Source organism: Pseudomonas duriflava (assembly GCF_007830155.1).
Taxonomy (GTDB): domain Bacteria; phylum Pseudomonadota; class Gammaproteobacteria; order Pseudomonadales; family Pseudomonadaceae; genus Chryseomonas; species Chryseomonas duriflava.
In genome coordinates this window covers 144,022-157,272 of sequence record NZ_VLKY01000001.1, presented here as the reverse complement: position 1 = coordinate 157,272, position 13,251 = coordinate 144,022, and the positions used below count along the sequence as shown (strand labels likewise).

Sequence of the window (13,251 nt, the reverse complement as noted above, 5' to 3'; positions counted from 1 at the left end):
GCCTTTGCCAATCCACATGGACAAGACTTACCAGCCGCACGCCATTGAAACCACTTGGTACCAGACTTGGGAAGCCAAGGGATACTTTGCCCCGCAAGGCTCGGGCGAGCCCTATACCATCATGATCCCGCCGCCGAACGTTACCGGTAGCCTGCATATGGGTCATGGCTTCAACAATGCCATCATGGATGCCCTGATCCGCTTCCGCCGCATGCAAGGCCGCAATACTCTGTGGCAGCCAGGCACAGACCACGCCGGTATCGCTACACAGATGGTGGTGGAGCGTCAGCTGAGCGCCCAAGGCGTCAGTCGTCATGATCTCGGTCGAGAGAAATTTCTGGAAAAAGTCTGGGAATGGAAGAACGAATCGGGCGGCAATATTACCCGCCAGATCCGTCGCCTGGGCTCTTCGGTCGACTGGTCACGTGAGCGCTTCACAATGGACGACGGTCTCTCGGAGGCGGTCAAGGAAGCCTTTGTCCGCCTACACGAAGACGGCTTGATTTACCGTGGCAAGCGCCTGGTCAATTGGGATACCAAGCTTCATACCGCTATTTCCGATCTGGAAGTAGAGAACCACGACGAAAAAGGTTCACTGTGGAACTTGCGTTACCCGCTAGCTGATGGGGCCAAGACCGCTGAAGGCCTGGATTATCTGATCGTCGCCACGACCCGTCCGGAAACCATGCTAGGCGATGCCGCTGTGGCTGTGCACCCGGAAGACGAGCGTTATAAGGCACTGATCGGCAAATTTATCGAGCTTCCCCTCGTAGGCCGTCGCATTCCGATCGTGGCTGATGAGTACTGCGACCCCGAATTTGGCACCGGCTGTGTGAAGATCACTCCGGCTCACGACTTTAACGACTATGAAGTCGGTAAACGCCACAATTTGCCGTTGATTAATATTTTCGACAAGAACGCAGCCGTGCTGGCTACGGCTCAGGTATTTAACCTGGACGGTAGTATCAACAGTAACGTCGACACGGCCATTCCTACCGATTATGCGGGCCTTAATCGCTTCGAAGCGCGCAAGCGCATTGTGGCTGCGTTTGAATCTGCCGGCTTATTGGAAAAAATTGAAGACCATGCCCTCAAGGTCCCCAAAGGTGACCGCTCCGGTACGGTCATCGAGCCTTGGCTGACGGATCAATGGTACGTTTCCACCAAGCCATTGGCGGAAAAGGCCATAGAGGTAGTGGAAAACGGCTCTATTCAGTTCGTTCCGAAGCAGTACGAGAACATGTATTTTTCCTGGATGCGTGACATTCAGGATTGGTGCATTAGCCGTCAGCTCTGGTGGGGGCACCGGATTCCCGCCTGGTACGACGATATGGGCAACGTCTATGTCGGTCGCGACGAGGCAGAAGTTCGTAGCAAGCACAACCTGGGTGATATTGTGCTGCGCCAGGACGACGACGTGCTGGACACTTGGTTTAGCTCGGGCCTGTGGACATTCTCTACTCTGGGCTGGCCGGAGCAGACTGATTTTCTAAAGACATTCCACCCCACTGACGTACTAGTGACCGGCTTCGACATCATTTTCTTCTGGGTAGCCCGGATGATCATGCTGTCCACCCACCTGACCGGGCAGATTCCGTTCAAAACCGTTTATGTTCACGGTTTAGTGCGCGACGGTCAGGGCCAGAAGATGTCCAAATCCAAGGGCAACGTACTGGATCCCCTGGACATCGTTGACGGTATCGACCTGGAAAGCCTGATCCAGAAACGCACCAGCGGCATGATGCAGCCCAAGCTGGCCGAGAAAATTACCAAGCAAACCCGCATGGAGTTTCCGGAAGGCATTGCCAGCTACGGCACTGATGCCCTGCGCTTTACGTTCTGCTCGCTCGCCTCTACCGGCCGCGACATCAAGTTCGACATGGGCCGCGTCGAAGGCTTCCGTAACTTCTGCAACAAGATCTGGAATGCTGCCAACTTCGTTCTGGAAAACACCGAAGGCAAAGACTGCGGCGTTAATGATGAACCAGTGGAACTGTCCTCCGTGGACCGCTGGATCATTTCACAACTGCAGCGCACTGAAGCCGAGGTAACTCGCCAACTGGAGCAGTTCCGCTTCGACTTAGCCACCCAGGCGCTCTATGAGTTCATTTGGGACGAATATTGTGCTTGGTACTTGGAACTGGTGAAGCCGGTTCTATGGGACGAGAATGCCTCTGTTGAGCGTCAACGCGGTACGCGCCGTACTCTAGTACGCGTGCTAGAAGTGGCATTGCGTCTGGCGCATCCGTTCATGCCGTTCATCACGGAAGAAATCTGGCATCGCATCGCGCCGCTGGCAGGTCAGCAGGGCGATACGATCATGTTGCAGGCCTGGCCAGTTGCCAACGAGGCGCGTATCGATAGCGCTGCCGAAGGCGACATCGAGTGGGTCAAAGCGCTGATGCTGGGTGTACGTCAGATTCGTGGCGAAATGAATATTTCCATGGCCAAGCGCATCGACATTCTTTTGAAGAATGGCAATGTGGAAGACCAGCGCCGCCTGGCAGAGAACGAGCCGATGTTGAAGAAACTGGCCAAGCTCGAGTCCATCCGTGTCCTGGCTTCTGACGAGGAAGCCCCGCTTTCCGCGACCGCCTTGGTTGGCGAGATGGAAGTGTTGGTGCCAATGGCCGGTTTAATCGATAAGGCTGCCGAACTGGGTCGTCTGGACAAAGAAATTCAGCGTCTGGAGGGGGAAGTAAAGCGCGTAGGCGGCAAGCTGAGCAATGCTGGCTTTGTAGACAAGGCGCCAGTTGAAGTCATCGCCAAAGAGAGAGCCAAACTCGCTGAGGCGGAGCAGGCCCTGGCCAAACTGGCCGAGCAGCGTGAGCGTATCGCTACCCTGTAAAAGCTCGAGTCGAATCAAAAGGCCCGCTTAGGCGGGCCTTTTGATTTTCTATGATGGACGGTCAACCGAGGGAGCTCCCATGGACGTAAGCAAGACCAAAACAAGTTTCTATCGTCGCCTGTACGTGGCCTGGTTAGTCGACTCCGGTACCGCTACCAGTGTACCCGCGCTGATGGAAACGACTGGCATGCCTCGGCGTACAGCCCAGGATACGTTGGCCGCCTTGAGCGACTTGGACATCGACTGTGTGTTCGAGCAAGCAGAAGGCGCCCGTAATCATAGCGGCCAGTACGTTATTCGCGATTGGGGCGCCATCGATAAACATTGGATCAAGTCCAATCTTTCCACAATAAAGACCTTATTAGGTTATCCCTGATTGCTCGAGCCTCCTATGCCACAGCCGCCAAAGCGCCCCGCTCCCTCCCCTACACCCCATAAGGGCATACTGCATCCCCGTAATCGCCACCAGGGACGTTATGACTTTTCCAAGATGATCAAAGCCTGCCCTGAGCTGGCTCCCTTTGTAATCATCAACCCGTATGGGAAGCAGAGCATTGATTTTGCTGATCCGGCGGCGGTCAAGGTCTTCAATCGAGCTCTGCTTCGGCAGTACTACGGTCTTGCCTATTGGGACATTCCCGAGGGCTACTTATGCCCGCCAATTCCAGGCCGGGCCGATTACATCCATTCCCTGGCCGACCTACTGGCAGATAGTAATGATGGCGTGATTCCCCGCGGTGCCGCTATTGAGGCGCTGGACATTGGCGTTGGAGCCAATTGCATTTACCCACTGATTGGCTATCACGAGTACGGCTGGCGCTTCACCGCAGCAGACATTGATGCCGCGGCCCTCGCTTCAGCTGGCGCTATTCTGCAGAGTAACCGCCTGACCTCGCATATCGCGCTCCGCCAACAGCCTGAACCAGACCATGTATTTCAAAATATCATCACGCTGGAGGATCGTTTTGACATTACCCTCTGCAACCCACCCTTTCACACTTCTCTTGACGAGGCCCTGAGTGGCAGCCGCCGTAAATGGAAGAACCTCGGCAAGCTTGACCCCAAACGCAAGCTGCCTGTACTGAATTTCGGCGGACAAGGGGCTGAACTATGGTGTAAAGGTGGCGAAGCACGCTTTATCCGCCTGCTGGCCGAAGAAAGCGCCCGCTATGGCCAGCAGGTTTTCTGGTTCAGCACCCTGGTTTCAAAAGCTACCAATGTAGAAGGGCTCGAGGTTGCACTAAAGCGTGCCCAGGCACAGGACATCCGTACGATTGATATGTCACAAGGGCAAAAGCGTAGCCGCTTAGTGGCATGGACCTTCCTGGATACCGGGTCTCGTCAGCACTGGCGTCAGACGCGCTGGCAGCTGAATGCCCGTTAAGGCAGCCATAAGGGTGCGCTACACTAACAACTACATCAGTTCTTCGCGGCAATGTCGCCTGCGCTTTATTGAAAAGAGAGTCCCATGCCCATTCGCCACGCCATCGTTCATCTGATCGATAAAAAACCCGACGGACAGCCCGCCACGCTGCACGCCCGCGATGCAGAGTTGAGTGAGTCGCAAGCCATTGAAAACCTGCTGGCGGACCTCAACGAAAGTTACAACGCCAAACCTAATAAGGCATGGGGCCTCTTTCATGAAGAATCGGGCGCCTACCCTTTCAGTGGTTGGTTGACCGAATATCTCGACGGCGGGCAGGACTTCGTGGCGTTTACACGCCAAGCCGTCGATCACTTAAAGCAATTAATGGAAGGCTCGAACCTGTCTACTGGCGGTCATGTTTTGTTCGCGCATTACCAACAAGGCATGACGGACTACTTGGCTATCGCCCTGCTCCACCACAGCGAAGGCGTAACCGTGACCGACACTCTGGATGTCGCACCCGCCAAACATCTGGATCTAGGCCAGCTGCATTTAGCGGCGCGTATCAATATTTCGGAATGGCGCAACAACAAGCAGTCCAAGCAATACATCTCATTTATCAAAGGCAAGGGCGGCAAGAAGGTCTCTGATTATTTTCGTGACTTTATTGGCTGCCAGGAAGGCATCGATGCTCCCAGCGAGACGCGAACCTTGCTCAAGGCCTTTAGCGATTACGTAGAAAGCGAAGACCTTCCAGAGGAGCAAGCCAAGGAGAAGACCGACACGCTGGTAGAGTATGCGAATACCCAGGCCCGTATTGGCGAGCCCATTGCACTGGATGAACTTTCGGAGTTGATGAGCGAAGAGCAGCCAAAGGCGTTTTATGACTACATTCGCAATAAGGATTATGGCCTTGCTCCTGAAATTCCAGCGGACAAGCGTACGCTTAACCAGTTTCGCCGCTTCACTGGACGTGCCGAAGGACTGTCCATCAGCTTTGAGGCTCACCTACTAGGCTCTAAAGTGGAATATGACGAATCGCAGGATCTTCTGATCATTCGTCAAGTGCCAACTCAGCTGAAAGACCAGATCAAACGCCGCAAGGATTGATCATTTGGCGGAGCGCGTCTGCAGCGCTCCACCTTCCGCTCCTACAACACCTCGATCTTGAAGCCCATGCACGGGAAGTGCACATGCACCACACCAGCCTGCTCATCTTCGCGTCGCACGATGAACTCTTCGCTTCCACTAAATAAGAGTTCACCTTTGACAGCTTCAATACCATAGTCCACGGCCGATACCGAAACCTGACTGCCTGATTGCAAACCAGCGGGATAAATAGAGGCTTCCTCAGGCAACGCAGCAGGCTGCGCTGCGCGTGCAATCTGGATGGCTTCCTCACCACTCAGATCCGTATGGGTGCCGTGGCCGAACCCCATCACACGCTCATACCAGGCCATCGTTTCGGGATACTCCTCAACTAGCGACGCCGTTTGCCGCGCTGACTTGAGGAACCAAAGGCAATGAACCAAAGAAAAATCAGCGATAGAAGGCGCCTGGAACAGGTACTCACCCTCGCTACGCGCCAACTGCTGCTCCAACCGAGCCATCAAGGTTGGCCAATGCTGGCGAGCCTGCTCGGCGCTGATGCGAGGTGCGCTCCCCCTCTCGAACAGAGCTTTACGATCCGCCAGAAATGCCTGCGCCTGCTCTGGGGGAATATTCGCCATGCGCTCCGCCATGACCTCTGGCTGAAAAATCAACGCCACGGCATGCTGGAATACTACGCTGTCTGCCCAGGCTGCAAATGTAGTGCAGGTAAACTCCTGCCCTTCTGGATAGAGCGTAGGCGTCGCCTTGGCCTGCTCCAGTCGTCGTGCAATCAGAGCCGTATCACAGTAGATATCCGCACCAACCTGCAACACAGGTGTTTTCCGATAACCACCGGTCAAGGCCGTAAGATCGGGTTTAGGCATGATGCGTGGAATGATGACCGAGCGCCAAGCAAGCTGTTTGAATCCCATCAAAAGATGGACCTTTTCCGCAAAGGGTGACGTCCAGTAATGATGCAAAATCAGGTCGGTCATGGCAGGGCCTCGTTTTATAGTAAAGCCTAAAGGTAGCCTGACTGTACGCTTATGCCTATTCGACGATCGGGCCGCTCCATGATGAGACTAATCGCTCCTTGGCAGTTTTCTTCAACTGTTTGATTGCCCGCTCACGCCGCAACGCAGCCGATTTGTCTCCACAGGGCTCTACATAAACCAAAGCCTGTGCAGGGCTGGAATAAAAGAAGCGCGCACCCTTGCCTCGCTTATGCGTGTCGAACCGCCGTACCGGATCATCACTGATACCGCAGTACAAAGCGCCATTGGCCGCGCGGACCAGGTAAACGAACCAGGGTCTTACAGGATGCGTCATTGAAACTAAAGCAGAGAGAACGGACAGAGCGAATCATCCAACAAAATAAAGACGCGCTATTGTCGTCATCCTGCCATGGCTTGAACAAGCGCCACGTTCTCCTAGACATGCTGAAAGGCGCCTAAAGCGTCTTTCAGCAGCATGCTTAGTGCAGAATCTGCCCCAGGAATAGCTTGGTACGTTCATTCTGAGGATGGTCGAAGAACTGATCTGGTGGCGCCTGCTCTACGATTTCCCCCTTGTCCATAAAGATAACCCGATTGGCCACCGTACGGGCGAACCCCATTTCATGGGTTACGCATAGCATCGTCATGCCATCCTGAGCTAGCCCGATCATGGTATCGAGCACTTCCTTGACCATTTCCGGATCCAGTGCCGAGGTAGGTTCATCAAACAACATGATCTTGGGCTTCATGCACAAGGCTCGGGCAATGGCTACACGCTGTTGCTGCCCACCTGAAAGCTGTCCTGGATACTTATGAGCCTGCTCGGGAATACGCACACGCTGGAGATAATGCATGGCAATTTCCTCGGCTTCCTTCCTAGGCATCTTGCGAACCCACAGCGGAGCCAGCGTACAGTTCTGCAAGACGGTTAGGTGCGGAAACAGATTGAAATGCTGGAACACCATGCCGACTTCGCTACGAATGCGTTCGATCTGTTTAAGATCATTGGTCAGCTCAGTACCATCAACAATGATTTGCCCCTGCTGATGTTCTTCCAGACGGTTGATACAACGGATCGTCGTGGATTTACCTGATCCTGACGGCCCGCATAGCACGATACGTTCGCCTTGCGTTACAGCCAGATTGATATCCTTGAGAACATGAAACTGGCCATACCACTTATTCACGCCCTGCATATGAATCATCATTTTATCGCTGACCACGGCCTGCTTAATCGCTTCGCTCATCGAATAACTCCTAACGCGTGTGGCCTGTATTCAGCTTGCGCTCAAGATGCGCCGAATAGCTGGACATGGCGAAACAGAAAACCCAATACACCAGTGCAGCGAAAACATAGCCCTCAGTGGACATTCCCAACCAGGCGGGATCTGCCGTGGCGCGCTTGATGCTGTTGAGGAAATCGAACAGGCCGATAATGATGACCAGGCTGGTATCCTTGAACAGGGCGATAAAAGTATTCACGATGCCTGGAATGACCAGCTTCAACGCCTGGGGCAGGATGACCAGCCCCATGGTCCGCCAGTAGCCCAAGCCCATCGCGGCAGCCGCCTCGTACTGCCCCTTCGGAATTGCCTGCATCCCACCGCGTACTACCTCAGCGATGTAGGCCGCCTCGAAGATCACCACCATCACAACCGCACGCAGCAATTTATCCAGGCTAAGCCCTTCGGGCAGGAACAAGGGCAGCATGACCGAGGATAGAAACAACACCGTAATCAGTGGCACACCGCGCCAGAACTCGATCGTGGTAACGCAGATCACCTTGATTGCCGGCAGCGATGATCGACGTCCCAGTGCCAGCAGAATGCCCAGCGGTAATGCGCCTGCAATCCCTACGGCAGCGATCACGATCGTCAGCATCAAACCGCCCCAAGCACTGCTAGGCACGACCTGCAGGCCAAACCCGCCATACAGCAGCCAGAACGCGATCACCGGATAGGCCACCAGCAAGGCGATGCCGTAGCGTGCCTTGTGCTTAAAGCGATCGAAGAACAGGGGCGCCGCACCGACGACAGCCAGAACGGCAGTCAAGTCGACCCGCCAACGCAATTCGGCGGGATAGAAGCCATACATGAACTGGCCGAAGCGCTCCTTCACGAACACCCAGCAAGCGCCTTCAGCCGTGCAGTCCGCTCGCGTCGCACCGGCCCAATCAGCTTGCAAAAATGCCCAGTTGAATATTGGCGGAACGACCAACCAGATCAGGTAAAGCGCCACCAAGGTCAGGAGTGTATTCCCTACACTGGAAAACAGATTGGTACGCAGCCACCCTATAACGCCTACATTTAGAGTTGGCGGTGGCAGGCTGGGCTTGAAGGTATGGGTCGTATTGCTCATGCCCGCTCCTTAACGTTCGATCAGCGCGATGCGCTTGTTGTAAACGTTCATCAATACCGAAATGCTGATACTGATAGCCAGATACACGCTCATGGTGATCATCATGGTTTCGATAGCCTGGCCAGTCTGGTTAAGTACCGTCCCAGCAAAGAGCGAAACCATTTCCGGATAGCCGATAGCCGCTGCCAGAGATGAGTTTTTTACTAGGTTCAAGTATTGGCTGGTTAGCGGCGGAATGATGACGCGCAGCGCCTGCGGAATAATGACCAGCCGCAGTGTCAGACCTGGACGTAAACCCAGCGAGCTGGCCGCTTCGGTCTGGCCATGGCTAACAGACTGAATGCCGCTGCGTACCGTTTCACCAATGAATGCGGCGGTATACAGCGACAAGGCCATCACAATAGAAATTAATTCCGGGATGACAACCCAACCGCCCCGAAAGTTAAATCCTTGCAGTACCGGCATATCCCAGTCGAAAGGCACGCCACTAATGACTACGGTCAGTCCCGGTAATAGGATCAGTAATCCCAGGCTGCACCACAGCACGGGAAACGGTAGCCCCGTCAGATGCTGACGTGCACGTGCCCATCGGCGCAGTAGTACTGAACCGACAACGGCAACCAGCAAAGCAATCCAAAACGGCCACATGCCTGGCGCAGCAACAGGAGCCGGCATATACAGTCCGCGATTGTTGACAAAGAACACCTCACCCAGCTCCAAGCTCTGCCGAGGCCCTGGCAAAGGTGAAAGCACTGCGAAATACCAGAAGAATATCTGGAGCAGAGGTGGAATATTACGGATGGTTTCGATATAGACACCGGCCAGCCTGCGGATCAGCCAGTTAGGTGAAAGCCGTGCCACGCCCAGGGTAAACCCGATGATAGTGGCCAGCACGATACCAAGAGCAGAAACCAATAAGGTATTGAGCAATCCGACCAGAAAGACGCGGCTGTACGTGTCACTTTCGGTGTAATCGATCAGATGTTGCGAAATACCAAACCCTGCACTGTTTTGCAGAAAGCCGAAGCCCGATGTAATTCCTCGATGCTGCAGGTTCGTTTGAGTATTGTTGAACAGGAACCAGCCAATCGCTACTACGATAACGACAGCCACGATTTGAAATAGCCAGGCACGCTTGCGAGGATCAGTGAAAAACGATCCGGAGGCAGGCGAAGCATTACCAGTGTTTTGCATCAAACACCCTCATCAAATCCAGGCCGGCAAGGTTGAAAGCGATGCCAGCTTGGATTTGTCTCGGCGATACGTCTCAGGCCACCCGGATGAGCAGCCACGTCAAGAATCAGCGCACAGGCGGAGCGTATTGGATGCCTCCCTGATTCCAGAGCGCATTGAGGCCACGCTTGATTTTCAGGTTGCTTTCAGCACCTACGTTACGCTCGAAGACTTCGCCATAGTTGCCTACCTGCTTAATGATCTGTACAGCCCAATCCTTTGGCAGCTTAAGATCCTTACCGTACTCACCATCAATGCCCAACAGTCGACCTATATCAGGGCTTTTGGGGGTTTTGGCCATTTCATCAACATTCTTGGAGGTCACGCCGAGTTCCTCGGCATTCAGCATTGCAAAGAGGGACCACTTCACGATGGAGAACCATTCCTCATCGCCACGGCGTACAGCCGGGCCAAGAGGCTCCTTGGAAATCACTTCCGGCAGAACAACATACTCGTCCGGCTGGGCCAGCTTAATGCGCTGTGCATATAGCTGGGACTGGTCAGACGTTAATACATCACAGCGCCCTGCCTCCAGCGACTTGGCACTTTCATCGGAGGTATCATAAGTAATAGGAGTGTATTTCATGCCATTGGTACGGAAGTAATCGGACAGATTCAACTCTGTAGTGGTACCTGCCTGAATACACACCGTAGCGCCATCAAGCTCTTTGGCACTGTTCACACCCAGCTTCTTATTCACTAAAAAGCCCTGGCCGTCATAATAGGTAACACCGGCAAAAACTAATCCCATGCCTGCATCACGCGAACTGGTCCAGGTTGTATTGCGCGACAGCACATCTATCTCACCCGACTGCAGAGCCGTAAAGCGCTCCTTGGCTGTCAGCGGGCTGAACTTGACCTTGCTGGCATCCCCAAAGACCGCAGCTGCAACCGCATGGCAGACGTCAACATCAATACCCTTGTAAGCGCCTTTGGCATCGGTAAAAGAAAATCCTGGTAGGCCATCACTAACGCCGCACTGCACAAATCCTTTCTTTTTGACGGCGTCAAGGGTTGCACCCGCTTGAGCGAAGCCACTGACTCCCAATACTGCCGCAGTGGTTACAATCGCCAGGGTGGTTTTAACCATCTTCATTGATAACCTCCAGTTGTTTAATAAGGTGGCTTCCGGTCCCGCTCATTCTCAAAGGGGCTTGTACATAGCCTCACGAGCAACGTATACAACGCAAGAGTTGCACAGGGAAACGAGGCCAACTCAAGCGCCCTACTCTCGACCATTGTCTGGGTTAGCTGTTTTTACAGGCTTGGCCGAGCGAATCAGGGGTGATTACCTACAGATGAGAATGTGTTACCTGTTGGCGCATCCGAATGCTCACATTTGATGTGTAGCAAAAGCTGGACCAGGCAAAGCGACATCATTAAATGAGCACCGCTTGGGAGTTTTGGCCTCTATTGAATTTAATTATAGAAATGCGACATTTTACTCCAGCACTATTTGTTACCGTTTCGTCTCAGCACGCACTTTTATGGAGCTCCCATGCCCGATAGCACTCCTTTAATCATCGAGCCCACTCAAACCGTTGATTCATGCGTGATATGGCTGCATGGTCTTGGCGCGGATCGCTACGACTTTCAACCTGTTGCTGAAATTTTGCAGCGCGTCCTGAACACGACTCGCTTCATCTTGCCACAAGCCCCCTCTCGTCCTGTCAGCATCAATGGTGGATGGGCAATGCCTTCCTGGTACGACATCCTGGCCATGACACCAGCACGTGCTATTAATCACGCACAACTAGATGAGTCAGCCCACTATGTAGGTGAGTTGATTGATCAACAGCTTCAGGAGGGTATCGATTCACACCGAATTATTCTGGCCGGTTTCTCTCAGGGAGGGGCGGTAGTCTTCCATACAGCATTCACATCACCCTACCGGGCATTGGGCGGGGTCTTGGCTCTTTCCACCTACGCGCCGGGCTTTGAAGAAACATTGGATGCACATGCTAACCGGAATATTCCTGTTCTTTGCATTCACGGCACGCTAGACGATGTTGTACCCCTGGGGCTGGGGCGTGCGGCATATGACTTTCTCGCCAAGGAAAACGTGCCGGTCGAATGGCAGGACTATTCTATGGGGCATGAGGTTACACAGGAAGAAATTGCCCATATAGCTCAGTGGTTGAAACAGCGTTTGGCCTGAACAAATTTCAGCCGTTGCCTTGCAGCGGCTGGTTTGTTAGAACAGGTTCGCCAGCGAAACAGGATGTCGCTCACACTGTCACAATTAGACAAAGAACTTTCTTTACTTCCTTTAGTCAAGAAGTGATCTCTTTACGTCCGCTTTCTGCAGTTTTTTGGAGCGACTATGCCTACAGGCACTTCATCCCTTTGCCATTGCTCACTATGCTGATGATGGATACCCCTCAATGGCAAGAAAATCTCCGACACATCCGCCACCTGCGGCTGTTTCGGGACGTCGACGTCCATCATTTGGAGAAACTGGCGCGTGCGCTCGGACGGAGAGTCTTGAGCGAAGGTGAGGTGTTGCTTTGCCCCCAACAGCCTAACGATTGCTTATTCATGATCTTACGCGGCCGTTTCCGTGTACATCTGGGCTCCCTGGAGAACCAACCAGTATCTACACTAGGCGAAGGTGAATGCACGGGCGAGGTGAGTTTTCTCGATAGCGAAAAACCTACCGCTTATGTTGTTGCTGACGAGCCCTCCGAGGTGGTGATTCTGCATCGTCATGAGCTATTCGCATTAATGGAGCATTCGCCGCAAACCAGTCAGAACCTTCTGGAAATGCTGTGTGAGCGCGTGCGCCAGGGTAATCGCATTATTTTGGATACCGAGCGTAACGCTAACGTCGATACGCTGACCGGCCTATTCAATCGTCGACGTCTTGAACAGTTATATGAACGGGAAAGCACCCGGTGCGCTTTCAATCAGCAGCCCCTGTGCCTACTCATGCTGGATGTCGATCATTTCAAGCACTATAACGACACCTATGGCCACCTTGCAGGTGATTATGCATTGTGCCTGGTAGCTAATACCCTGCGCTCGCAACTTCGACCCAAGGACAGCATGGCTCGGTATGGAGGTGAGGAATTTGTCATTCTTTTACCTGAGCTGGATCGTACCGCCGCCCGAATGATTGGCGAACGACTGCGAGAAAGCCTCGCCAGTGTTCAAGACTTCTATTCGCCCGCTGGTCGTCTACCAGGCGTCACAATCTCCATTGGTCTCGCCGAGATGCATGCTCAGGATACACTAGAGATGCATATCGAGCGTGCCGACAAAGCACTTTATCAAGCCAAACGCAACGGCCGGAACTGTCTTTTCGGATAGTTCCAAGCGCCTTCTTACCTTCCTGCTTGACAAGCTGCATTTGCCAGGCC

At 53.6% G+C, this 13,251-nt stretch carries 12 protein-coding genes; 6 read left to right on the top strand and 6 right to left on the bottom strand.

Annotation, left to right across the window (positions count from 1 at the left end; genetic code table 11):
- Positions 1-16 precede the first annotated feature (16 nt).
- From IQ22_RS00740 to yejK, 4 genes are all read left to right on the top strand, one after another.
- Positions 17-2,848, top strand: coding sequence for a valine--tRNA ligase (locus tag IQ22_RS00740; protein WP_145136561.1), 2,832 nt, complete (start codon positions 17-19; stop codon positions 2,846-2,848).
- Positions 2,849-2,927: 79 nt separating this feature from the next.
- Positions 2,928-3,224, top strand: coding sequence for a winged helix-turn-helix domain-containing protein (locus IQ22_RS00735; RefSeq protein WP_145136558.1), 297 nt, complete (start codon positions 2,928-2,930; stop codon positions 3,222-3,224).
- Between the two features lie 15 nt (positions 3,225-3,239).
- Complete coding sequence (rlmF, locus tag IQ22_RS00730; RefSeq protein WP_145136555.1) at positions 3,240-4,232, top strand: 23S rRNA (adenine(1618)-N(6))-methyltransferase RlmF; 993 nt, start codon at positions 3,240-3,242, stop codon at positions 4,230-4,232.
- Positions 4,233-4,316: 84 nt separating this feature from the next.
- Positions 4,317-5,324, top strand: a complete 1,008-nt coding sequence (gene yejK / locus IQ22_RS00725; RefSeq protein ID WP_145136552.1) for a nucleoid-associated protein YejK — start codon at positions 4,317-4,319, stop codon at positions 5,322-5,324.
- A 41-nt stretch (positions 5,325-5,365) separates the two neighbouring features.
- Here yejK and IQ22_RS00720 read toward each other — a convergent pair whose 3' ends face one another.
- The 6 genes from IQ22_RS00720 to IQ22_RS00695 all read right to left on the bottom strand — a co-directional run bounded on the left by IQ22_RS00720 (position 5,366) and on the right by IQ22_RS00695 (position 10,988).
- Complete coding sequence (locus IQ22_RS00720) at positions 5,366-6,301, bottom strand: glutathione S-transferase family protein (protein ID WP_145136549.1); 936 nt, start codon at positions 6,299-6,301, stop codon at positions 5,366-5,368.
- A 55-nt stretch (positions 6,302-6,356) separates the two neighbouring features.
- Positions 6,357-6,635, bottom strand: a complete 279-nt coding sequence (locus IQ22_RS00715; protein WP_145136546.1) for a GIY-YIG nuclease family protein — start codon at positions 6,633-6,635, stop codon at positions 6,357-6,359.
- A gap of 145 nt (positions 6,636-6,780) precedes the next feature.
- Entirely contained in the window at positions 6,781-7,548 is a 768-nt protein-coding gene (locus IQ22_RS00710) for an amino acid ABC transporter ATP-binding protein (protein WP_145136543.1), read from the bottom strand.
- Positions 7,549-7,558: 10 nt separating this feature from the next.
- Positions 7,559-8,659, bottom strand: coding sequence for an amino acid ABC transporter permease (locus tag IQ22_RS00705; protein ID WP_145136540.1), 1,101 nt, complete (start codon positions 8,657-8,659; stop codon positions 7,559-7,561).
- A 9-nt stretch (positions 8,660-8,668) separates the two neighbouring features.
- Positions 8,669-9,853 carry an amino acid ABC transporter permease gene (locus IQ22_RS00700; RefSeq protein ID WP_145136537.1) on the bottom strand — a complete coding sequence of 395 codons (1,185 nt, stop codon included), beginning with the start codon at positions 9,851-9,853 and terminating at the stop codon, positions 8,669-8,671.
- A 106-nt stretch (positions 9,854-9,959) separates the two neighbouring features.
- The gene (locus IQ22_RS00695) at positions 9,960-10,988 is read right to left on the bottom strand and encodes an amino acid ABC transporter substrate-binding protein (protein WP_145136533.1); all 1,029 of its coding nucleotides are present in this window, start codon (positions 10,986-10,988) and stop codon (positions 9,960-9,962) included.
- Positions 10,989-11,390: 402 nt separating this feature from the next.
- Between IQ22_RS00695 and IQ22_RS00690 the strand changes: the two genes are divergently transcribed.
- Both IQ22_RS00690 and IQ22_RS00685 read left to right on the top strand, forming a co-directional pair.
- Positions 11,391-12,050, top strand: a complete 660-nt coding sequence (locus IQ22_RS00690; RefSeq protein WP_145136529.1) for an alpha/beta hydrolase — start codon at positions 11,391-11,393, stop codon at positions 12,048-12,050.
- A gap of 212 nt (positions 12,051-12,262) precedes the next feature.
- The gene (locus tag IQ22_RS00685) at positions 12,263-13,201 is read left to right on the top strand and encodes a GGDEF domain-containing protein (RefSeq protein ID WP_167654146.1); all 939 of its coding nucleotides are present in this window, start codon (positions 12,263-12,265) and stop codon (positions 13,199-13,201) included.
- Positions 13,202-13,251 lie beyond the last annotated feature (50 nt).